Source organism: Cellulomonas sp. plas2 (assembly GCF_057221735.1).
On the sequence record NZ_CM170155.1, the window covers coordinates 2,237,201 to 2,258,740 of the forward strand.

Below are 21,540 nucleotides of genomic sequence, written 5' to 3' on the forward strand. Positions count from 1 at the left end.
GCCCCCGTGCCCTCCCCCACGTCCCTCGCCCCCGGGTCGCTGCCCTGGGGCCCGGCGCTCGCCCGCCCCGACCTGCTCGCCCCCGCCACGCGCGCAGCCCTCGAGCGGTGGGCGGCCGTGGAGCCCCTCGTCGCCACCGCCGTCCTCGTCGCGGAGATCGATCCCGACCTGGCGGACACCGCGCCACTGACCGAGGCGTTCGCGCTGCCGCCGTCGGCGTCGGCCAACTGCGTGCTCGTCGCCGGCCGCCGCGCGGGCGAGGAGCGGATCGCCGCCGCCGTGGTCCGCGCCACCACCCGCGCGGACGTCAACACCGCCGTCAAGCGCCTGCTGGACGTGCGCAAGGCGTCGTTCCTGCCCACGGACCGCGCGACCACCGAGTCCGGGATGGAGTACGGCGGCATCACCCCGCTCGGCCTGCCGGGCGGCTGGCGCGTCCTCGTCGACGAGGCCGTCACCGTGCCCGACGAGGCCGGGGACCACGTCGTCGTCGGCAGCGGGGTCCGCCGCTCGAAGATCGCCCTGCCCGGTGCGCTCCTGGGGTCCGCCCCGGGGGTCGAGGTCGTGGCCGGGCTGGCCCTACCATCGGCTGCGACAGAGGAGGCGCCATGAGCGCGGTCGAGCGCGGGCTCCGGGACGACGACGTCCGCACCCCCGAGGACGACGTCGACGCCCTCATCGAGCAGCTCCTGCACCATGCCGACACGCACCGGGCCGACATGCACCATGCCGACGCGCACCGTGGCCGGCACCTCGTCCCCTGGCACGTGCTGCCGGAGCACCGGCTGTCCACCGACCTGGCGCTCCTGCACCTCGAGGCGGCGCGGCGCGACGGCGCGGCGCTGCCCCCCGAGGACGTCCGCCGCCTGGCGACGTGGCGCCACCGGCTCGAGGTGGCCGACCTCGTCCTCGACTACGACCCGTCCACCGAGGACGGCTTCCGGTACGTCCCGCGCCGGCACGGGGTCGACGTCGACCTCGTCCGCGCCCCGGGCCACCGGCGCCACGACGCCGACCCGGCCCTCGACCGCGTCGTGGAGGACCTCGTCGACGAGACGATCGCGCGCGTCCTGGCCCCGTCGGCACCGGCCGACCCGCTGGGCGTCTAGCCCGCCGGCACCCGCACCGCCCAGAACGCCACCGCGGCCGCCGCGGCCACGTTGAGGCTGTCCACGCCCCCCGCCATGGGGATACGCACGACGAGGTCCGACCCCGCGACCGTGGCCGCCCCCAGGCCGTCACCCTCCGCGCCGAGGACCAGCGCGAGCCGTTCGGGCGGCGCGGCCACGAGCTCGTCGAGGGTCGTGGCGTGCTCGGCCAGCGCGAGCGAGGCCGTGACGAACCCCAGGCCGCGCAGCACGTCCAGGCCCTCGGGCCAGGGATCGATGCGCGTCCACGGCACCTGGAAGACCGTGCCCATCGACACCCGCACCGACCGGCGGTAGAGCGGGTCCGCGCACCGCGGCGTCACGAGCACGGCGTCGACGCCCAGCGCGGCCGCCGACCGGAAGGCTGCCCCGACGTTCGTGTGGTCGACGAGGTCCTCGAGCACGGCCACCCGACGCGCGCCCGCACCGCCCCGCGCGCCGGCCAGCACGTCCGCCACCGGTGCCAGCGCGGGCCGGTGCATGGCGGCCAGCGCGCCGCGGTGCACGTGGAAGCCTGTGATGGCCTCGAGCAGCGCCTCGTCCGCCACGTACACCGGCACGGGGGCCGTGTCGCGACCGGAGGCGGGCTCGTCGGGCAGCTCCGCCAGCAGCGCCTGCAGGTCCGGCACCCAGCGCGGGGCCAGGAGGACCGACCGCGGCCGGTGCCCGGCCCGCAGCGCCCGGCCCAGGACCGTCGAGCTCTCGGCGATGTAGAGGCCGCGCTCGGGCTCGAACCGCCGCCGCAGCGCCACGTCGGTCAGCGCGACGTAGTCCGCCAGCCGCGCGTCGTCGGGGTCGGTCAGCGGGAGGAGCTCGTGACGCACCGCGTCATCCTGCCAGCCCCGCCCGGGGCGCCCGGCCCGTCGGAGGCTGCCGTCAGACGCCGTCCGCCGCCGTCGCGGCCGCGAACTGCGAGCGGTACAGCCGGGCGTACGCGCCGTCGGCGGCCAGCAGCGCCGCGTGCGACCCCTGCTCGACGATCGCGCCGTGCTCCATGACGAGGATGACGTCCGCGTCGCGGATCGTGGACAGCCGGTGCGCGATGACGAACGACGTCCGACCCTGCCGCAGGGCGTTCATCGCGCCCTGCACCAGCACCTCGGTGCGGGTGTCCACCGAGGACGTGGCCTCGTCGAGGACGAGCAGCGCCGGGTCGGCCAGGAACGCGCGCGCGATGGTGATGAGCTGCTTCTCCCCCGCGCTGACGTTGCCGCCCTCCTCGTCGATGACGGTCTCGTACCCGTCGGGCAGCGCGTGCACGAACCGGTCGACGTAGGTGGCGCGGGCCGCCGCCAGCATCCGCTCGCGGTCGCGCCCGCCGGGGCCGGCGTCGGCGCCCGTGCCGTAGGCGATGTTCTCCGCGATCGTCCCGCCGAACAGCCAGGTGTCCTGCAGGACCATGCCCACCTGCGAGCGCAGGTCGGCCCGGCGCATCGCGGCGGTGTCGACGCCGTCGAGCGTGATGCGCCCGCCGTCGACCTCGTAGAACCGCATGAGGAGGTTGACGAGGGTGGTCTTGCCGGCGCCCGTCGGCCCGACGATCGCAACCGTCTGGCCCGGCTCGGCGACGAGGTCGAGGTGCTCGATGAGCGGGGTGTCGGCGACGTACCGGAACGAGACGTCCTCGAAGGCGACGCGGCCCCGCACGGGCTGCGCCACCGCCGCCGGCGGCACCGGGTCCGGGCGCTGCTCGGGCTCGTCGAGGAGCTCGAACACGCGCTCGGCGGACGCGACGCCCGACTGCAGGAGGTTGGCCATCGACGCGACCTGGGTGATCGGCTGCGTGAACTGCCGGGAGTACTGGATGAAGGCCTGCACCGAGCCCAGCGTCATCGCGCCGCCCGCCACCTGCAGGGCCCCGACGACGGCGATGACGACGTAGCCGATGTTCGAGATGAACATCATCGCCGGCTGGATGGCCCCCGAGATGAACTGCGCGCGGAACGACGCCTCGTACAGGCGCTCGTTCTCCGCGCGGAAGGTCGCCGCGACCGCCTCCTGCCGGCCGAAGACCTTCACGAGCGTGTGACCGGTGAACATCTCCTCGACGTGGGCGTTGACCTTGCCGGTCGAGGCCCACTGGGCGACGAACTGCGGCTGCGAGCGCTTCGCGATGAGCACCGTGACCCAGGCCGACAGCGGCACCGTCACGAGCGCCACGACGGCGAGCAGCGGGGAGATCCAGACCATCATCGCCAGGACGCCGACGATGGTCAGCAGCGAGGTGATGAGCTGGCTCAGCGTCTGCTGCATGGTCTGCGCGACGTTGTCGATGTCGTTGGTGACGCGCGAGAGGATCTCGCCGCGCTGGTGCCGGTCGACGTAGGACAGCGGCAGCCGGCCGAGCTTGGCCTGCACGTCGCGGCGCATGCGGAAGACGGTCCGCTGGACGAGCTGCGTGGTGAGCACGCCCTGGAGGTAGCCGAGCAGCGACGCCGCGAGGTACAGCCCGAGGACCACGAGGAGCACCTGGCCGAGGCGGTCGAAGTCGATCCCCTGCCCGGGGACGACGTCCATGGGGCGCAGCAGGTCCGCCTGCGCGGTGTCGCCGCGGGACTCGAGCGCGGCCAGCGCCTGCGCCTTCGTCGTCCCGGCCGGGAACACCTCGCCCAGCCGACGCCCGACGACGCCCTCGAAGACGACGTCGGTCGCGTGCCCGAGGATCCGCGGGCCCAGCACGCTGAGCGTCACGCCGACCGCCGTCAGGGCCAGCACGACGAGCAGCACCGCGCGCTCGGGCCGGAGCATCCCGACGAGCCGCCGCAGCGACCCCCGGAAGTCCATCGCCTTGGCGACGGGCACGCCCATCATCCCGCCGGGCCGCCCGCCCATGGGGCCACCCATCGGCCCACGCGCCGGTCCGCCGGGGGGCGGGCCGCCGGCCGCGGGGCCACCGGGCGCCGGGGACCCGGGCCTCGTCCGCGTCGGCGCGCTCACGCCGCCTCCTCCACGCTCACCTGGGACAGGACGATCTCGCGGTACGTCTCGTCCGACGCCATGAGCTCGGTGTGGGTGCCGGTCCCGACGACGCGCCCGTCGTCGAGCACGACGATGCGGTCCGCTCCCCGGACCGTGCTCACGCGCTGGGCGACGACGAGCACCGTCGCATCCCGGGTCTCCGGGACGAGGGCGGCCCGCAGCGCGGCGTCGGTGGCGACGTCGAGCGCGGAGAAGCAGTCGTCGAACAGGTAGATCGCCGGGCGGCGGACCAGGGCCCGCGCGATCGCCAGGCGCTGGCGCTGACCGCCGGAGACGTTCGTGCCGCCCTGCGTCACCGGCGCCTCGAGCCCGCCGAGCTCGCGGACGAAGTCCGCCGCCTGCGCGACCTCGAGCGCGTGCCAGAGCTCGTCCTCCGTCGCGTCACCCTTGCCCATGCGCAGGTTCGAGGCGACCGTGCCCGAGAAGAGGAAGGGCTTCTGCGGCACGAGGCCGATGGCGGACCACAGCACCTGCGGGTCGAGCTCGCGCACGTCCACCCCGCCGACGAGCACCGCGCCGCCGGTCACGTCGACGAGCCGCGGCACGAGCTCGACGAGCGTCGTCTTGCCCGCGCCGGTGGCGCCGATGATCGCCGTGGTCTGCCCGACGGGGGCCAGGAGGTCGACGTCGTGCAGGACCGGCGCCTCGGCGCCCGGGTAGCCGAAGGTGACCCCGCGCAGCTCCACCCCGCCGCGCTGCACGAAGGGACGGCCGCCGCCGGCGGGCGGGCGGATGGAGGGCTCGGTCTCGAGGACCTCGGTGATGCGGCCAGCGCTGACCTCGGCCCGCGGCACGATCATCAGCATCATGGTCGAGAAGAGCACCGCCATGAGGATCTGCATGAGGTAGGAGATGAAGGCGGTCAGCGATCCCACCTGCATCCGCCCCGCGTCGATCTGCTGCCCGCCGAACCAGATGACGGCGACGCTCGACAGGTTCAGCACGAGCATCACCACGGGGAACATGAGCGCCATGAGCCGCCCGACGGCGACGGCGACCTCCTGCAGCTCGTCGTTCGCGGCGCCGAAGCGGGCCGCCTCCGCGTCCTCGCGCACGAAGGCCCGCACGACGCGGATGCCCGTGATCTGCTCGCGCAGCACGCGGTTGATGGCGTCGAGGCGGGTCTGCATGGAGGCGAACAGGGGCCGCATCCGTCGGATGGTCAGCCCCAGCACGACGAGCAGGACCGGCACGATGACGAGCAGGACCATCGACAGCCGCGCGTCCTCGCGCACCGCCATGATGACGCCGCCGACGAGGGTGACGGGCGCGGCGACGAGGAACGCCAGACCCATCATGACGAGCATCTGCACCTGCTGGACGTCGTTGCTCTCGCGGGTGATGAGCGACGGCGCCCCGAACCGGCCGACCTCCTGCGCCGAGAACTCCTGCACGCGGGCGAACACCGCGCCGCGCAGGTCACGGCCCACCGACATCGCCACGCGGGCCGCGAAGAAGACGGCGACCACGGCGCAGAGCACCTGCAGGACGGTCACGGCGAGCATCACCCCGCCGGTCCGCAGGACGTAGCCCGTGTCCCCCGTGACGACGCCCTGGTCGATGATCCGGGCGTTGAGGGTCGGCAGCCAGAGGTTGCTCAGCGCCTGCGCCGCCTGCAGCACGACGACGACGAGCAGGGCGGTCCGGTAGGGCCGCAGGTGGGTCCGCAGCAGTCGGGTCAGCATGGTCGCCTCGCGAGGTCGGTGCCGTCGGGGGTGGTGGTGCGCAGGGGTCCGGCCAGGACCTCGTCGAGCGGGCGGTCGTCGGGGTGGAGCTCGGGCGCCGGGCTGTGCGCCAGGCCGCGGACCACGACCGCGGCCACGAGCTCCGGCGGCAGCAGCCCGACGCCGGCCATCCCCGGCGGCCCCAGCCCCACCGCCAGGTTGAGCAGGACGCGCGCCGCTGTCCAGGAGTTTCCGCCGAGCCGGTCCGCGTGCGGCTCCAGCCGGTCCGCGGTGCAGCGCAGGAGGGCCAGCACGTGCTCGACGTGCGGGCCGTGCCGCGGCCCGGCGGCGCCGGCCGTCCCGGGTGCGGCGCCCTCGCCGCGCAGCACCTGCGCGAAGATGCTGCGCACCGCGTGCATGACGCGCGTGCGCTCGATCATCCCCTCCTGGAGGACGCGCGCCACGGACGCGACGAGCTCCTCCAGCGGGGCGTCGGGCAGCGCGGCGACGGCGGCGCACGTGGGCGCGGCGTCCATCGCGGCCAGCGCGGCCGCGTGCAGGAGCTCCGTCTTGTCGTCGAACGCCTTGAACAGCGTGCCCTCCGCGACGCCGGCGGCCTCGGCGATCTGCCGGGTCGTCACGTCCGCCCCCAGCTCGGAGAGCAGGGGCACGGTGGCCACGACGATGGCCGAGCGCCGCTCGTCGCGGGACATGCGGGGTGCTCGGGTCGGCACGGGCAGCAACCTATGGTGAGTGAGCACTCACTCGCGAGGTCCGCCACGTCGCACAGCGGTCGTACAGCGGGAACCGGCCGGGCACCGGGGCGCCCTGCCTAGACATGCCGCATGCCCCGACACCGACCTCGCACCGCCCCGGAACAAACCCCGACGAGCCCGCGCCGCCGCGCCCTGCGCCGGACCGCGGTCGCCGTCACCGCCGGCCTCGTGCTCGCCGCCGGCGTCACGGCCTCGTGGGCGCTCGACCGCTTCGTCGTCGACCACGTCCAGATCGCCGACGTCGACGCCTACGAGGCCGCGCAGTCCGCCGCCGCCGGGACCACGACGACGACGGACGGCACGACGACGGGGACCACCACGGACGCCAGCAGGGACACGAGCACGGGCGCCGGCACCCTCACGTCGACGTCCTACACCGCCGCCGACGGCACGAGCGTCACGATCTCTACCGTCGTCACCGGCTCGGGCGACGACCAGGTGACCTCCTACGTGGCCGACGTCGTCCTGGCCGACGCGACCGACCTGCGCTCGGCCTTCGCGCAGAACGCGTTCGGCACGAACATCACCGAGACCACCAGCGACATCGCCGCCGACAACGACGCGGTCTTCGCCGTGAACGGGGACTACTACGGGTTCCGCGACACGGGCATCGTCATCCGCAACGGCGTCGTCTACCGCGACGAGGGTGCCCGCGAGGGGCTGGCGTTCTACACCGACGGCCACGTGGAGGTGTACGACGAGACGGAGACCTCCGCCGACGAGCTGGTCGCCGCCGGGGTGTGGAACACGCTGTCGTTCGGCCCGGCCATCGTCGAGGACGGGGCCGTCGTCGACGGGATCGAGGACGTCGAGGTCGACACGAACGTCGGCAACCACTCCATCCAGGGCGACCAGCCGCGCACGCTCGTCGGCGTCGTCGACGACAACCACCTGCTCTTCGTCGTCGTCGACGGCCGCAGCCCCGGGTACAGCGCGGGCGTGACCATGACCGAGGCGGCGCAGATGATGCTCGACCTCGGCGCCACCACCGCCTACAACCTCGACGGCGGCGGGTCCTCGACCATGGTGTTCGACGGCGCGCTCGTCAACGACCCGCTCGGCAAGGGCACGGAGCGCGGCACCTCCGACATCCTCTACCTGGGCTACTGAGGCCGGCCGTGATCGTCCTCGTCCCCGCGCTCGACCCCGACGAGCGCCTCGTCGCCCTCGTCGACGCGCTGCACGCCGCCGCCACGTCCGTCCCCCCGCTCGAGGTCGTCGTCGTCGACGACGGCTCCGGGCCGTCCGGCGCCGCGGCGCTGGCCGCCGTCCGCGCCCGGGGCGTCGTCGTCCTCACCCACCCGGCCAACCGCGGGAAGGGCACCGCGCTGCGCACCGGCGTCGCGTGGGTCCTGGCGCACCGATCCGGTCGGGACGTCGTCTGCGCCGACAGCGACGGCCAGCACGCGCCGGCCGACGTGCTGGCCGTCGCCCGCCGCGTGGCCATCGGCGGCGGGGCGGTGGTGCTCGGCGTGCGCGCGTTCACCGGCCCGGTCCCGCTGCGCAGCCGCGTCGGCAACGAGGCCTCCCGCCTGCTGTTCCGGCTCAGCACGGGCCAGGACGTCGTCGACACGCAGACGGGCCTGCGCGGCTACCCGGCCGCGCTGCTGCCGGACCTGCTGACGGTGACCGGCGACCGCTTCGAGTACGAGCTGCGCCTCCTGCTGCACCTGGCCCGGAGCGGGGTCGTCGTCGAGCAGCACCCCATCGCCACGATCTACCTCGAGAGCAACGCGTCGTCGCACTTCCGGCCCGTCGCCGACTCCCTGCGCGTCATGGCACCGCTCGTCGCCTTCGCGCTGTCCTCGCTGCTCGGGGCGGCGGTCGACGTCGCGGCCTTCGCCGCGCTGCTGCCCCTGACGGGCTCGCTCGCGGTCGCGGTGGGCGGGGCGCGCGCGGTGTCGGCGGCCGTGAACTTCCTCGTCAACCGCCACGCCGTCTTCGCGTCGCCCGGCGGCGCGAGGGCGCCGCTCCGCCGGGCGGCGGGGCGTTACGTCGCCCTCGCGCTGCTGCTGCTCGCGGGCTCCCTCGGCGTCGTGACGGCGCTGACGGACCTCGGCGTGCCGGCCGTGATCGCCAAGGTGCTCGCGGACCTCTCGCTCTTCGTGCTGGCCTACGGCCTGCAGAGCCAGGTGGTCTTCGCGGGCCCGGCCGACGTCAGGCGGGACCGCCCGGCCCTGCCGCCGACGACCCCGACGGCCCCGGTCCCTCCGGCGGAGGACCGCCCGCCGACGGCGTCCCGCCGTTGACGCCGCCCGGCCCGGCCAGGCCGCCGGCTCCCGTGGCCGCCTGCCCCCGCTCGGCCTCGGCGCTGAACGGCCGGCCGCTGCGGGTGCCCGAGCTCGTGGCCTCCTCCGTCGCGCGCTCGGACTCCCGGCGGGCGCGCTCCAGCGCCTCGCGCGGGTCCTCCAGCGCGCTCGGCGGCAGGTCCTCGGGCCGCACCGGTGAGGCCTTGCGGGCCCGCCGACCCGACCCGTCGCCGCCGCCCGTCCCGGCGAAGCCGTCCGCGAGCTGCCCCAGCACGCCGCTCAGCTCCGACGGCAGGAACCACAGCTTGTTCGCCGGAGTCGCCGCGATCTTCGGCAGCGTCTGCAGGTACTGGTAGGCGAGCAGCTGCGGGTCGGCGTCGCCGCGGTGCACGGCGTCGAAGACCTGGAGGATCGCGCGCGACTCGCCCTCGGCGGTGAGGATCGCGGACTGGGCCGCGCCCTCCGCCCGCAGGATCGCGGCCTGCTTCTCGCCCTCGGCGGTGAGGATCTGCGACTGCTTGACACCCTCGGCGGTGAGGATCGTCGCGCGGCGGTCCCGCTCGGCGCGCATCTGCGCCTCCATGGCGCCCTGCACGGACTGGGGCGGGTCGATGCTCTTGAGCTCCACGCGGTTGACGCGGATGCCCCACCGGCCCGTCGCCTCGTCGAGCACGCCGCGGAGCTGGCCGTTGATCTGGTCGCGGCTCGTCAGCGTCTGCTCGAGGTCCAGCGACCCGACGACGTTGCGCAGCGTCGTGACGGTGAGCTGCTCGACGCCCTGGATGTAGTTGGCGATCTCGTAGACCGCCGACTTGGGGTCCGTGACCTGGAAGTAGATGACCGTGTCGATGTTGACGACGAGGTTGTCCGAGGTGATGACCGGCTGCGGCGGGAACGAGACCACCTGCTCGCGCAGGTCCACGCCGGCACGGACCCGGTCGACGAACGGGATGAGCAGGTGCAGGCCCGCGTCCATGGTCCGGGAGTACCGGCCGAGGCGCTCGACGATCATCGCCACCGCCTGGGGCACGATCCGCACGGACCGCACGAGGGCGACGACGACGAACAGGACGAGCAGCGCCAGCACCACGACGGTCGCGATGCCGACGGCGCCGCCGCCGTCCCCGTCGGCGGCCGCGGCCAGCACGGGTGCGTGGGCCGCCGCGGCGGTCAGGTCGGTCATGAGGTCCCCCTCCTCGGGTCGGGCGCGACGACGGCCGTCGCCCCCTCGATGCGCAGGACGACCGCGGGCGCGTCGGCCGGCAGCTCCCCCGGTCCGTCGAGACGCGCGCTCCAGACCTCGCCGTGGATCTTCACGCGCCCGCCGTCGGCGTCGACGGCGCTCAGTGCCAGCGCCGGTCGCCCGACGAGGGCCGCCACGTTCGTCTCCTGCAGCGGCACGCGGTCGCGCAGGTGGCGCAGGAGCAGCGGTCGCAACGTGGTCAGCAGCACCACCGAGGACACGGCGGCGACGAGCACCTGGACCGACAGCGGGGCGCCGAACGCGGCGGCGATCCCGCCCGCCACGGCGCCGCCCGCGAACATCATGAGCACGAGGTCGAGCGAGAGGACCTCGACGACGGCCAGCAGCGCCGCCCCGCCCATCCACCAGAGCCAGGCCATGGCCTCCCCCTCCCGCTCGTCGGCGGCCACCCCGGGGCGACGACGCCGCGGCGCCTCCCTGGGCGTCGCGGTCCCACCGTACCCAGCGGACCTGAGGAGCACCATGCCCGGCGTACACGAGCGCATGACCGTGTGCAGGGCGAGTGCTGGTGGTCGCGCCTCGTGGCGCGGACGGCCCCGGCGGAGGGACGGCCGCGGCACCGAGGTCAGCGGGCGGCGGCGCGCGCCCCCGTCAGCGCGGCCGGCAGGGCCCGCGCGGCCCAGCGGCCGCCGCCTCGCTGCACGGCCAGCGGGACGCCGAAGGTGGCCGACAGCTCGTCGGCGGTGAGGACCTCCGCGACGGGGCCCGCCGCCTGCGCGCGGCCGTCGCGCAGCAGCAGCGCGTGCGTGAAGCCGGGCGGGACCTCCTCGACGTGGTGCGTGACCAGCACGATCACCGGCGAGCGGGGGTCGGCGGCCAGCTCGGCGAGCGCCGCGACCAGCTCCTCGCGCCCGCCGAGGTCCAGGCCGGCCGCGGGCTCGTCGAGCAGCAGGAGCTCGGGGTCGGACATGAGGGCCCGGGCGATCTGGACGCGCTTGCGCTCGCCCTCGCTCAGCGTGCCGAAGTACCGGGCGGCGAGGTGCTCGACGCCGAACGCGCGCAGCAGCTCGTGGGCGCGCGCCTCGTCCTGCTCCTCGTAGCTCTCCCGCCAGCGACCGGTGTAGCCGTAGGAGGCGGTCAGCACCACGTCGAGGACCGTCTCCCCCGACGGGATGCGGTCCGCGAGCGCGGCGGAGGACAGCCCGATGCGCGGCCGCAGCTCGAAGACGTCGACCCCGCCCAGGCGCTCGCCCAGCAGGTGCGCCGTGCCGGACGTGGGGTGCATGCGGCCGGAGCACACCTGCAGCAGGGAGGTCTTGCCGGCGCCGTTGCGTCCCAGCACCACCCAGCGCTCGCCGTCGCGGATCTGCCAGGAGAGCCCGTCGAGGATGGTGGTGGCACCGCGTCGCACGGTGACGTCCTGCAGGTCGAGCACGTCGGTCATGGCCCCGACCCTAGTGCGCGCCCGGGGCACGACCGCTCGCTAGCGTGGGCGCGTGCCCGTCCTGGACGTCCCCCGCTCGGTGCTGCTCGCCGCCTGGCTGACCGGCCCCTTCGACCGCGCCCGCCTGGTCGCGGCCGTGCAGCGCGACGACGAGCCGCACCGCGTCGTCGGCCTCGCCGACGACGACCGGCCCCTGTCGCGGCTGGTCGACGCGTGCGCCGACGAGCCGCGCGAGGTCGCCTGCCTGCTGCCCGGCCCCGGCGACCCGCCGCCCGGGCTCCCGCCGGCCCTGACCGCGGCCGCGGTCGCGGCGGGCGAGTGCCTCCTCGTGCGGACCCCGACCGTCTGCCTGGCCGCCGTGCCGGAGGTGCAGCGGTTCGGCAGCGCGCTCGAGCCCGGCCACCTCGTGACGTGGCAGGTCGCGCCGGTCCCCGACTGGCGGCGTCCCGTGCTGGGGGCCGTCCCGCTGCTCGACGAGGCCGACCGCGCCCTGCGCACGGGCCTCGCGGAGGCCACGGACGCCCTCGTGCGGCTGGACGTCGCCCGGTGGCGCCCCGAGCTCGGCGAGCGCCTGGCCGAGCTGCGCGCGGACTCCTCGGTGACGTCCCTGCTGCCGCCGGGGTTGGCGGGGGCGCGGGTCCGCCTGCTGCTCAGCGCCGTGCGGCTGCGCGCGGTCGTCGCGCTGGCCACCGTCGACGACGGCGCCGCCGTCACCGTCGGCCAGGCCGACCGCCGCCTCGGCGCGCTGCGCGACGTGGACCGCTCGGCACGCCGGGCGCTCGGCGCCGCCGTGACGAGCGAGCTGCGCACCCCCTGACGCGCCGGGCCCGGCCCGTCACCCGAGCACCGAGCGGTACACCTCCACCGTCCGGGCGGCGACGGCCTCCCACGTGAAGTGCTCCTCGACCCGCCGGCGGGACGCGGCGCCGAAGGCCGCCGCCCGCTCGCGGTCCGCGCAGGCCGTGGTCAGCGCGGCGGCCACGTCGGCGACGAACCGGTCGGGGTCCGTCGGCGTGCCCGTGCCGTCCTGCACCTGGTCGATCGGCACGAGCCAGCCCGTCTCGCCGTCGACCACGACCTCGGGGATGCCGCCCGTCGCGGTCCCGACGACGGGCACGCCCACGGCCATCGCCTCGAGGTTGACGATGCCCAGGGGCTCGTACACCGACGGGCACGCGAAGACGGTGGCGGCGGACAGCACGGCCACGACCTGCTCCCGCGGCAGCATCTCCCGGATCCACACGACGCCCGAGCGCCGCTCGCGCAGGCCCGCGACGAGCCCCTCCACCTCGGCGAGGATCTCCGGGGTGTCCGGGGCGCCGGCGCACAGCACCACCTGCACCTCCGGCGGGAGCTGCTCGCACGCGCGCAGCAGGTACGGCAGGCCCTTCTGCCGCGTGATCCGCCCCACGAAGACGACGGTCGGCCGGTCGGGGTCGATGCCGAGCCGGGCCTGCGTCGCGGCGTCCCGTTCGAGGTCCTCGGGCGACGTCGGGCGGCGCCAGAGGTCGAGGTCGATGCCGTTGTGCACGACGTGCACCTTCGCCGGGTCCACCTCCGGGTAGGCCCGCAGGATGTCCTCGCGCATGCCGGCCGACACCGCGATGACCGCGGCGGCACCGACGTAGGCGGTGCGCTCCGCCCACGACGAGAGCGCGTAGCCGCCGCCGAGCTGCTCGGCCTTCCACGGCCGCAGCGGCTCGAGGGAGTGCGCCGTCAGGACGTGCGGCACGCCCTGGAGCAGACCCGCGAGGTGCCCGGCCAGGTTGGCGTACCAGGTGTGGGAGTGGACGAGGTCGGTGGCGACGCCGTCGGCGCCGACGGCGGCCACCCCCGCGACCATCTCGAGGTCGACCCCGAAGGTTCCCAGCGCCGCGTTCGCCCCCGCGAGGCCGGGTGGCACGTCGTAGCCGACCACGCCCTCGTCGGCGCCCTCGTCGGCGCCCTCGTCGGCGCCGGTGCGCGGGCCGTCGAAGCAGTGCACCCGCACGTCCAGCGTCCGGCGCAGCACCTCCGTCAGCCCGACCACGTGCACGCCGGCACCGCCGTACACGTGCGGCGGGTACTCCCGGGTCAGCAGATCGACTCGCACCTTCGTGACTCCCCTCGTCGCGGGCGCACCGCCGACGGGCGCCGGTGACCTCGGCCGACACGCTAGCGCCGACCGGGCGAGGTGGCGCGCATCACGTCGCTACCCCCTATCGTGAGCGGCATGGCAGCGCCGCGCGTCCTCGCGATCGTCCTCGCAGGTGGGGAGGGCAAGCGCCTCATGCCCCTCACCGCCGCCCGTGCCAAGCCGGCGGTGCCCTTCGGCGGCATCTACCGGCTCGTCGACTTCGCCCTGTCGAACGTCATCAGCTCCGGCTACCTGCACGTCATCGTGCTCACGCAGTACAAGTCCCACAGCCTCGACCGGCACGTGGCCCAGACGTGGCGGATGTCCTCGCTGCTCGGCAACTACGTGGCCGCGGTGCCGGCGCAGCAGCGCGTCGGCAAGCACTGGTACCTCGGCTCCGCGGACGCCATCTACCAGTGCCTGAACATCATCGACGACGAGCGGCCCGACATCGTCGTGGTGGTCGGCGCGGACCACGTGTACCGCATGGACTTCTCCCAGATGGTCGACGCCCACATCGCCTCGGGTGCCGAGCTCACGGTCGCCGGCATCCGCCAGCCGATCGGCCTGGCGGACCAGTTCGGCGTCATCGAGACCGACCCGCAGGACCCGACCCGCATCGCCGCGTTCCGGGAGAAGCCGTCGGACCCCGTCCCGGTGCCGGACTCCCCGCAGGAGATCCTCGCTTCGATGGGCAACTACGTCTTCGACGCGGCCGCCCTGGTGCGGGCGGTGACGGCGGACGCGGACGACCCCGCCTCCAAGCACGACATGGGCGGGGACATCGTGCCCGCGTTCGTCGCGAAGGGGACCGCGGGCGTCTACGACTTCATCCGCAACGACGTGCCGGGCTCCGCGCCGCGCGACAAGGACTACTGGCGGGACGTCGGGACCCTCGACGCGTACTTCGAGGCGAACATGGACCTCATCGCGATCGAGCCCGTGTTCAACCTCTACAACGACGAGTGGCCGCTCTACACGGGCTACACGGGCCTGCCGCCGGCGAAGTTCGTGCACGCGGGCGAGGGGCGCCTGGGCCACGCGGCCGACTCCATCGTCTCCCCGGGCGTCGTCGTCTCGGGGGCCCAGGTGAGCCGCTCCATCGTGTCCCCGGGCGTGCGGATGCGCTCGTACTCGCACGTGACGGACTCCGTCCTTATGAACGACGTCCACGTGGAGCGCGGCGCCGAGGTGCACCGCGCGATCCTCGACAAGAACGTCGTGGTGCCGGCGGGCGTCAAGGTCGGCGTCGACCGGGAGCACGACCTCGCCCGCGGCTTCACCGTCACGGACTCGGGCATCACCGTGGTCCCCAAGGGCACGGTCATCCACGACTGACGGCGTCGCCCGCCTGCACCACCCGCCCGGCCCCGGCCCGGTGCCGCCCCCCCGGCGGCGCCGGGCCGGCTCCGCGAGATGCGCGACGTCCTCGACGTCGCCGACCGCATCGCGGCCACGAGCAGCGCGCAGGACGGGGCCGACGACCGCACGGCGGCGGACGGGACGGACCTCCGCGAGCGCCTGGCGGCGCACGTCGAGGCCGCCCGCACGCGGCGGGCCGACCTCGCCCGCAAGCTGGCCATGGCCGACGAGTTCATCGGGCTGCTCACCGCGCTCTGAACGCCCGGGCCGCGCGGGGTGCGCCGGCGGCTAGCCTGCCGCCCGTGCCCCCCCCGCCCGCACGCCGCCTCGTCGTCATGGACGTCGACTCCACCCTCATCACGGGTGAGGTGATCGAGATGCTCGCCGAGCGGGCCGGGACGCGGGCGCTGGTCGCGGCCGTCACCGAGCGGGCGATGCGCGGCGAGATCGACTTCGCCCGGTCGCTGCACGAGCGGGTGGCGACGCTGGCCGGCGTCCCCGTCACCGTGCTCGCCGACGTGCTCGACGAGGTCGAGCTGAGCCCCGGGGCGAAGGAGCTCGTCGCGGGGCTGGCGGCCCGTGGCTGGCCGCTGGCCCTCGTGTCGGGCGGGTTCACGGAGGTCGTGGGCCCCCTCGCGGCGCGGCTGGGCATCACCCGCTACCGCGCGAACCGGCTCGAGGTGGCCGACGGCGTGCTGACGGGCCGCGTGGCCGGCGAGGTCGTCGACCGGGCGGCCAAGGCCGTGGCGCTGCGCGCGTGGGCCGACGAGCTCAGGGTGCCGCTCGAGCGCACGGTCGCCATCGGCGACGGTGCGAACGACCTCGACATGCTGGCGGCGGCCGGGACGGGCATCGCCTACCGCGCGAAGCCGCTCGTCGCCGCGGCCGCCGACCACGCGCTCGAGGGCCGGCTCGACGAGGTCCTCACGCTGCCCGCGCTGGCGTCCTGAGGTCGCCGCGGACCGACCCGGGCGGCCGGGTCAGTCCGGGCTGCCCGCGCGCACCAGCGCCGCCGCCCGCGGGGCCAGCGTCGGCCACCCGCCCCCGAGCGTGAGGAGGGTCCAGCCGGCCGTCGGCAGCCCGGTGCGCACCCGGGCGACCACCGCCTCGTCCGACCCGGGCCCGGCCAGCGCGGCCGACGCCATCGAGATCGTCGGCTCGTGCCCGACGACGAGGACCGTGCGCGCGTCCGCCGGCGCGCCGCCGACGAGCGCCACGAGCTCGGCCAGCCCCGACTCGTAGAGCGCGTCGCGGACCTCGACCGGTGGGGACCCGGCAGGCGTGCCGAGCCCCTGCCGGACGAGCTCCCAGGTCTGCCGCGTGCGCAGGGCCGAGGAGCAGAGGACGAGGTCCGGCACGAGCCCGAGGCCGGCCAGCGTCGCACCGACGGCCTGGGCCTGGCGCCGCCCCTCGACCGCCAGCGGCCGCACGTGGTCCGCACCGGTGGTGTGCTCGGCGCGGGCGTGGCGCAGCAGGACGAGGCGTCGCGGGTCGTCGGCGGTCACGGCGTCATGGTCGCACGGCCCGTCACTGCCCCATCGCGTGGACGCCGCCGTCCACGTGGACGACCTCGCCCGTCGTCGCCGGGAACCAGTCGGACAGCAGCGCCGCGACCGCGCGGGCCGCCGGCTCGGGGTCGGACACGTCCCAGCCCAGGGGGGCGCGGTCGGGCCAGCCACCCTCCATCTGCGCGAACCCGGGGATCGACTTCGCCGCGGTGGTGCGGATCGGTCCGGCCGACACGAGGTTCACGCGGATGCCCTCGGGACCGAGGTCGCGCGCCAGGTAGCGGGCCGTCGACTCGAACGCCGCCTTCGCGACGCCCATCCAGTCGTACACGGGCCAGGCGTACCGGGCGTCGAAGGTGAGCCCGACGAGGGCCGACCCCCGCGTGAGCAGCGGCTGCGTGGCCACCGCGAGGGACTTCAGGGAGAACGCGCTGATCTCCAGCGCCGTGGCGACGTCCGCCCACTCGCCGGCCAGGAAGTTGCCGCCCATGACCGACTGGGGCGCGAAGCCGATGGAGTGCACCGCGCCGTCGAGGTGGTCGGCGTGCTCGCGCACCCGCTCGGGCAGCGCCGCCAGGTCCTCGGCCGACGTCACGTCGAGCTGGAGCACCGGCACGGGCTGCGGCAGCCGGCGGGCCATGACCTCCGTGAGCCGGTGCTGCCGGCCGAAGGAGGTCAGCAGGACCGTGGCCCCCTGCTCCTGCGCCAGCCGCGCGACGTGGAAGGCGATGGAGCCGTCCGTGAGGACGCCGGTCACGAGGAGGGTCTTGCCGTCGAGCAGCCCCATGGGGGTGGTCTCCGTCCGTCGGGGGTGGGTGGTGCGGGCTGCGCCGGGAGGCGCGGGTCGTGCGGGCGCTCAGTGCCCCATGCCGAGGCCGCCGTCGACCGGGACGACGGCGCCGGAGATGTAGCCGGCGGCGGGCGAGGCGAGGAACTCCACGACGCCGGCCACCTCGTCGGCCTCGGCGAAGCGTCCGGCGGGGATGGCCGCCCGGTACACCTCCTGCTGGGCCTCGGGCAGCGCGCGGGTCATGTCGGTGTCGATGAAGCCGGGCGCGACGACGTTGGCGGTGATGCCGCGCCCGCCCAGCTCGCGCGTGACCGACCGCGCCATGCCGACGAGGCCGGCCTTCGAGGCGGCGTAGTTGACCTGGCCGCTCCCGCCGTAGAGCCCCACGACGGAGGAGATGAGCACGATGCGGCCGCGGCGCAGCCGGATCATGCCCTTGCTGGCCCGGCGCACGCAGCGGAAGGTGCCGGTGAGGTTGACGTCGAGCACGTCGCCGAAGTCCTCGTCGGACATCCGCATGAGCAGGCCGTCGCGGGTCACGCCGGCGTTGGCGACGAGCACCTCGACGGGGCCGTGCTCGGACTCGGCCTCGGCGAAGGCGGCGTCGACCGAGGCGGTGTCGCGCACGTCGCCGATGAGCCCGAGCACGCCCTCGGGAAGGTCGCCGCCGCGGTAGATCGTGGCCACCCGGTCCCCGGCGGCGACGAACCGCTCCGCGATCGCCCGGCCGATGCCGCGGGCGGCCCCGGTGACGAGGACGCTGCGGGGGGCGTGCGGGGGGTGCGGGGCGGAGGTCGTCTCGGGCACGCGTCGACGCTAGTCGACGCCCGGGTCGCCCGGCGTACCGGCCCGGACCGTGTCGTCACCGCCGGTTTGTCGCAACGCGACAACTCCTCCCCCGCCTGTTCCCGCTCCGCACCTGCTGAGGGGCCGTCCGGCACAGCGGTACCTCAGCGCGACCGACCTACGATCACCGGGTGACCAAGCGCGAGCGGCCGGACGAGGCCGTCCAGTCCATCACCTCCGCTCCCGAGCCCCTGTGGGAGGACGTCGCCCGGCGGCAGCGGCGCTACCTGTGGCAGATGTCCCTCCGGGCGGTCTGCTTCGTCGTCGCCGCGGTCACCTGGAACGTCGTCCCCGTCTGGGCGTCGCTCCTCATGATCGTCGCCGCGACGGTCCTGCCCTACTTCGCCGTCCTGCTCGCCAACGCCGGCCGGGAGAACCCGGGCCAGGGCCCGACGGCCGTGGACCGGCCCGCGATCGCCGCGGCCCCCGCCCCGACCCGCGTCCTCGAGGGCGGGTGGTGAGCGGGGACGGCACCCCGCTCGCCTGCTCGGCCCGCGGGTGCCGGGCACCCGCGTCCTGGGGCGTCCGCTGGAACAACCCCCGGCTGCACACGCCCGAGCGCCGCAAGGTGTGGCTGGCGTGCGACGACCACCGCGGCTCGCTCGAGGAGTTCCTCCGCGCGCGGGCCTTCCACCGCGACACGCTCCCCGTGGCGGACCTGCCCGAGGACCCCGGCCCTGCGGGGCCGACGCCCGGCGACCGCCCCGAGGGGGCATCCTGAGGGCATGGTGACCGGTCGGGTGGTGCGGGCGATCACGCGGTCGCGCGGGGCGGTGCGGGCATGAGCCCCGCGCGCCGCCGAGCCGCCGGCCTGGTCGCGGTCGCCGTCGCGCTCGCCGTGGCCTGCACGTTCCTCGGCCGCTGGCAGTGGCACCGGCACGTCGACCGCGCCGCCGCGGTGGACCTCGTCGAGACGAACTGGCGTGCGCCCGCCGTGCCGCTGGAGCAGCTCGTCGACCCGGGCGGTGCCATCGACCCGGACCTGCAGTGGCGCACCGTCACGGTCGTCGGCAGGTACGTCGGCGAGGGCGTGCTGCTGCGGAACCGGCCCGTCGAGGCACGCCCCGCGTACCACGTGCTCGGGCTCGTGGAGGTCGCGTCGACGGGGGCCCTGCTCGTCGTCGACCGCGGGTGGGTGCCGGCCTCGACCGGTGCCGCCCGGGCGCCGGCCGCGCCGACCGGCGAGGTGACGCTCACGGTCCGGCTGCGTCCCCTGGAGGACGCGGGCACCCGGTCCGCCCCGGCCGGGCAGGTGCAGACCATCGCCGTCGCGCCGGTCGCCGCCGCCGCGGGGGTGCCCGCGCCCGCCGCCGGGGACGCCTACGGCGCGTTCGGGACCCAGGCCGGTCCCGACCCCGTGACGGCGTCGACCCCCGACGCGGACGCCCTCGGCCAGCTCCCGCCACCCGACGTCGACCTCGGCTCCCACCTGTCCTACGCGTTCCAGTGGTGGGTCTTCGCCCTCGGCGCTCTCGTGTCGTTCTCCCTGCTCGCCCGGCGCGAGCTCGTGGACGAGCGCGCGGAGGCGGAGGAGGGTGCCCTGCCGGGCCCGGCCGGCGACGAGCCCGTGCCGGCGCCCGAGCCGCGTCCCGTCGGCGCCCGCCGCGCCCCCCGGCGCGAGGGCCGCGCCGAGGAGGAGGAGGACCGGCTCGTGGACGCCTGGCTGCAGGGCGGCGACCGCCGCTGACGTGCCGGCGGTCCCGGACGGGCCGCCCTCAGGCGAGGGTGATGAGGTCCAGGTAGTCCGGGCCGAACAGGTCCTCGTCGCCGTCGGGCAGCAGCAGGACGCGCTCGGGGTCCAGCGCCGCCACCGCGCCCTCGTCGTGGCTGACCAGCACGACGGCGCCCTTGTACCCGCGCAGGGCCGCCAGGATCTCCTCGCGGGAGGCCGGGTCGAGGTTGTTCGTCGGCTCGTCGAGGAGCAGGACGTTCGCCGCCGAGACGACGAGCGCGGCCAGCGCGAGCCGGGTCTTCTCCCCGCCCGACAGCACCCGCGCCGGCTTGTCGGCGTCGTCGCCCGAGAACAGGAACGACCCCAGGACGGACCGCACCTGCGTATCGGTGAGGTCGGGCGCCGACGAGCGCAGGTTCTCCACCACCGTGCGGTCCAGGTCGAGCGTCTCGTGCTCCTGGGCGTAGTAGCCGAGCTTGAGCCCGTGCCCGGGGCGCACCTCCCCCGTGTCCGGCTGCTCGACGCCGCCGAGGATCCGCAGCAGCGTCGTCTTGCCGGCGCCGTTGAGGCCGAGCACGACAACGCGCGAGCCCCGGTCGATCGCCAGGTCGACGCCCGTGAACACCTCCTGCGACCCGTAGGACTTCGACAGGTCGGCGGCGGTGATCGGTGTGCGGCCGCACGGCGCCGGGTCGGGGAAGCGCAGGCGGGCCACCTTGTCCGAGACGCGCACCTCGTCGAGCCCCGAGAGCAGGCGCTCAGCACGGCGGGCCATGTTCTGGGCGGCCGTCGCCTTCGTGGCCTTGGCACCCATCTTCGCGGCCTGCGCGAGCAGGACGCCGGCCTTCTTCTCGGCGTTGGCGCGCTCGCGGCGGCGGCGCTTCTCGTCCGTCTCGCGCTGCTGCAGGTACGCGTCCCAGCCCAGGGCGTACTGGTCCAGCGCGCTGCGGTTGGCGTCCAGGTGGAACACCTTGTTCACCGTGGCGCGCAGCAGCTCGACGTCGTGGCTGATGACCACGAACCCGCCGGAGTAGCCCTTGAGGTAGTCGCGCAGCCAGGCGATGGAGTCGGCGTCGAGGTGGTTCGTCGGCTCGTCGAGCAGGAGGGTCTCGGCACCCGAGAACAGGATCCGCGCGAGCTCCACGCGGCGGCGCTGCCCGCCGGACAGGGTGCCGAGCGTCTGGGACAGCACGCGGTCGTCGAGCGCGAGGTTCGCGGTGATGCGGTGCGCCTCGCTCTCGGCGGCGTAGCCCCCGCCGGCGACGAAGCGCGCCTCGAGCTTCGGGTACCGCTCCAGGGCGCGCTCCTGCACGACGGGGTCGGTGCTCGCCATCGCCGCCTCGGTCTCGCGCATCGCGCGCAGGATCGCGTCGAGCCCCCGGGCCGAGAGGACGCGGTCGAGCGCGAGCTGGTCGAGGTCGCCGCTGCTGGGGTCCTGCGGCAGGTAGCCGATCTCCCCCGACGCCGTGATGGTCCCGCCTGTCGGCTGCGTCTCCCCCGCGAGCGTCTTCGTCAGCGTCGTCTTGCCCGCGCCGTTGCGCCCGACGAGGCCGACGCGGTCCCCGGCGGCGACGCGGAAGCTCGTCGGCTCGAGCAGGACGCGGGCGCCGATGCGCATCTCGACGGACGTGGCGACGATCACGGGGCTCCTCGGGTGCCGCGGGCGCGGCGGGTCGACCTCCTCGCCGGAGGTCAGGACGACGATCAGGACGGCTGTCGGGACGACGTGCGGCTGCCGCCGGGGCGGGCTGGCGTCTCCGCACCACGGGCGGGCCCGGATCC

At 75.4% G+C, this 21,540-nt stretch carries 23 protein-coding genes; 11 read left to right on the forward strand and 12 right to left on the reverse strand.

Annotated features, from left to right (window positions below; all coding sequences use genetic code 11):
- Window positions 1–6: 6 nt before the first annotated feature.
- Window positions 7–612, forward strand: coding sequence for a YbaK/EbsC family protein (locus tag AC2TDM_RS10045; RefSeq protein ID WP_484634529.1), 606 nt, complete (start codon window positions 7–9; stop codon window positions 610–612).
- Complete coding sequence (locus AC2TDM_RS10050) at window positions 609–1,109, forward strand: hypothetical protein (RefSeq protein WP_484634530.1); 501 nt, start codon at window positions 609–611, stop codon at window positions 1,107–1,109. The genes AC2TDM_RS10045 and AC2TDM_RS10050 overlap by 4 nt, the downstream gene beginning before the upstream one ends.
- Here the strand turns inward: AC2TDM_RS10050 and AC2TDM_RS10055 are convergent.
- The 4 genes from AC2TDM_RS10055 to AC2TDM_RS10070 all read right to left on the reverse strand — a co-directional run bounded on the left by AC2TDM_RS10055 (window position 1,106) and on the right by AC2TDM_RS10070 (window position 6,504).
- Window positions 1,106–1,972, reverse strand: a complete 867-nt coding sequence (locus AC2TDM_RS10055; protein WP_484634531.1) for a TrmH family RNA methyltransferase — start codon at window positions 1,970–1,972, stop codon at window positions 1,106–1,108. The genes AC2TDM_RS10050 and AC2TDM_RS10055 overlap by 4 nt on opposite strands.
- Before the next feature lie 52 nt (window positions 1,973–2,024).
- Window positions 2,025–3,980 (reverse strand): ABC transporter ATP-binding protein, encoded by a 1,956-nt coding sequence (locus AC2TDM_RS10060; protein WP_484634532.1) that lies wholly within the window; start codon window positions 3,978–3,980, stop codon window positions 2,025–2,027.
- Between the two features lie 101 nt (window positions 3,981–4,081).
- Complete coding sequence (locus AC2TDM_RS10065; RefSeq protein WP_484634533.1) at window positions 4,082–5,812, reverse strand: ABC transporter ATP-binding protein; 1,731 nt, start codon at window positions 5,810–5,812, stop codon at window positions 4,082–4,084.
- Entirely contained in the window at window positions 5,806–6,504 is a 699-nt protein-coding gene (locus AC2TDM_RS10070) for a TetR/AcrR family transcriptional regulator (RefSeq protein WP_484634534.1), read from the reverse strand. Before AC2TDM_RS10070 ends, AC2TDM_RS10065 begins: the two co-directional genes overlap by 7 nt.
- A gap of 132 nt (window positions 6,505–6,636) precedes the next feature.
- Between AC2TDM_RS10070 and AC2TDM_RS10075 the strand changes: the two genes are divergently transcribed.
- Window positions 6,637–7,677 (forward strand): phosphodiester glycosidase family protein, encoded by a 1,041-nt coding sequence (locus AC2TDM_RS10075; protein WP_484634535.1) that lies wholly within the window; start codon window positions 6,637–6,639, stop codon window positions 7,675–7,677.
- Window positions 7,678–7,685: 8 nt separating this feature from the next.
- On the forward strand, window positions 7,686–8,816 hold the full coding sequence (locus tag AC2TDM_RS10080; RefSeq protein WP_484634536.1) for a glycosyltransferase: 1,131 nt from the start codon (window positions 7,686–7,688) through the stop codon (window positions 8,814–8,816).
- Here AC2TDM_RS10080 and AC2TDM_RS10085 read toward each other — a convergent pair.
- The 3 genes from AC2TDM_RS10085 to AC2TDM_RS10095 all read right to left on the reverse strand — a co-directional run bounded on the left by AC2TDM_RS10085 (window position 8,725) and on the right by AC2TDM_RS10095 (window position 11,464).
- Window positions 8,725–9,999 (reverse strand): SPFH domain-containing protein, encoded by a 1,275-nt coding sequence (locus AC2TDM_RS10085; RefSeq protein WP_484634537.1) that lies wholly within the window; start codon window positions 9,997–9,999, stop codon window positions 8,725–8,727. The two genes, AC2TDM_RS10080 and AC2TDM_RS10085, sit on opposite strands and share 92 nt — an antisense overlap.
- Window positions 9,996–10,439 carry an NfeD family protein gene (locus AC2TDM_RS10090; RefSeq protein WP_484634538.1) on the reverse strand — a complete coding sequence of 148 codons (444 nt, stop codon included), beginning with the start codon at window positions 10,437–10,439 and terminating at the stop codon, window positions 9,996–9,998. Before AC2TDM_RS10090 ends, AC2TDM_RS10085 begins: the two co-directional genes overlap by 4 nt.
- A 206-nt stretch (window positions 10,440–10,645) precedes the next feature.
- The gene (locus AC2TDM_RS10095) at window positions 10,646–11,464 is read right to left on the reverse strand and encodes an ABC transporter ATP-binding protein (protein ID WP_090033753.1); all 819 of its coding nucleotides are present in this window, start codon (window positions 11,462–11,464) and stop codon (window positions 10,646–10,648) included.
- 52 nt (window positions 11,465–11,516) lie between these two features.
- Between AC2TDM_RS10095 and AC2TDM_RS10100 the strand changes: the two genes are divergently transcribed.
- On the forward strand, window positions 11,517–12,281 hold the full coding sequence (locus AC2TDM_RS10100; RefSeq protein ID WP_090033754.1) for a hypothetical protein: 765 nt from the start codon (window positions 11,517–11,519) through the stop codon (window positions 12,279–12,281).
- Window positions 12,282–12,299: 18 nt separating this feature from the next.
- Here the strand turns inward: AC2TDM_RS10100 and glgA are convergent, their stop codons facing one another.
- Complete coding sequence (gene glgA / locus AC2TDM_RS10105) at window positions 12,300–13,556, reverse strand: glycogen synthase (RefSeq protein WP_484634539.1); 1,257 nt, start codon at window positions 13,554–13,556, stop codon at window positions 12,300–12,302.
- A 120-nt stretch (window positions 13,557–13,676) separates the two neighbouring features.
- Between glgA and glgC the strand changes: the two genes are divergently transcribed.
- From glgC to serB, 3 genes are all read left to right on the forward strand, one after another.
- Window positions 13,677–14,918, forward strand: coding sequence for a glucose-1-phosphate adenylyltransferase (gene glgC / locus AC2TDM_RS10110; RefSeq protein ID WP_484634540.1), 1,242 nt, complete (start codon window positions 13,677–13,679; stop codon window positions 14,916–14,918).
- 78 nt (window positions 14,919–14,996) lie between these two features.
- Window positions 14,997–15,200 carry a hypothetical protein gene (locus AC2TDM_RS10115; protein WP_090033758.1) on the forward strand — a complete coding sequence of 68 codons (204 nt, stop codon included), beginning with the start codon at window positions 14,997–14,999 and terminating at the stop codon, window positions 15,198–15,200.
- Window positions 15,201–15,244: 44 nt separating this feature from the next.
- Window positions 15,245–15,892 (forward strand): phosphoserine phosphatase SerB, encoded by a 648-nt coding sequence (gene serB / locus AC2TDM_RS10120; protein WP_275407337.1) that lies wholly within the window; start codon window positions 15,245–15,247, stop codon window positions 15,890–15,892.
- Between the two features lie 30 nt (window positions 15,893–15,922).
- Here the strand turns inward: serB and AC2TDM_RS10125 are convergent, their stop codons facing one another.
- From AC2TDM_RS10125 to fabG, 3 genes are all read right to left on the reverse strand, one after another.
- Window positions 15,923–16,447, reverse strand: a complete 525-nt coding sequence (locus AC2TDM_RS10125) for a SixA phosphatase family protein (RefSeq protein WP_090033761.1) — start codon at window positions 16,445–16,447, stop codon at window positions 15,923–15,925.
- 22 nt (window positions 16,448–16,469) lie between these two features.
- A complete protein-coding gene (fabI, locus tag AC2TDM_RS10130; protein WP_090033763.1) occupies window positions 16,470–17,237 on the reverse strand; it encodes an enoyl-ACP reductase FabI in 768 nt (255 codons plus the stop codon).
- Window positions 17,238–17,306: 69 nt separating this feature from the next.
- Window positions 17,307–18,047, reverse strand: coding sequence for a 3-oxoacyl-ACP reductase FabG (gene fabG / locus AC2TDM_RS10135; RefSeq protein ID WP_090033764.1), 741 nt, complete (start codon window positions 18,045–18,047; stop codon window positions 17,307–17,309).
- A gap of 170 nt (window positions 18,048–18,217) precedes the next feature.
- On the opposite strand from fabG, the gene AC2TDM_RS10140 reads away from it, so the two are divergent.
- From AC2TDM_RS10140 to AC2TDM_RS10150, 3 genes are read left to right on the forward strand one after another with little or no spacing between them, the layout of a single operon-like run.
- Complete coding sequence (locus AC2TDM_RS10140) at window positions 18,218–18,547, forward strand: DUF3099 domain-containing protein (protein WP_090033765.1); 330 nt, start codon at window positions 18,218–18,220, stop codon at window positions 18,545–18,547.
- Entirely contained in the window at window positions 18,544–18,807 is a 264-nt protein-coding gene (locus AC2TDM_RS10145; RefSeq protein ID WP_308439504.1) for a hypothetical protein, read from the forward strand. The genes AC2TDM_RS10140 and AC2TDM_RS10145 overlap by 4 nt, the downstream gene beginning before the upstream one ends.
- A gap of 60 nt (window positions 18,808–18,867) precedes the next feature.
- Window positions 18,868–19,773, forward strand: coding sequence for an SURF1 family cytochrome oxidase biogenesis protein (locus AC2TDM_RS10150; RefSeq protein WP_090033768.1), 906 nt, complete (start codon window positions 18,868–18,870; stop codon window positions 19,771–19,773).
- A gap of 28 nt (window positions 19,774–19,801) precedes the next feature.
- Here the strand turns inward: AC2TDM_RS10150 and AC2TDM_RS10155 are convergent, their stop codons facing one another.
- On the reverse strand, window positions 19,802–21,400 hold the full coding sequence (locus AC2TDM_RS10155; RefSeq protein ID WP_090033845.1) for an ABC-F family ATP-binding cassette domain-containing protein: 1,599 nt from the start codon (window positions 21,398–21,400) through the stop codon (window positions 19,802–19,804).
- Window positions 21,401–21,540: the final 140 nt, after the last annotated feature.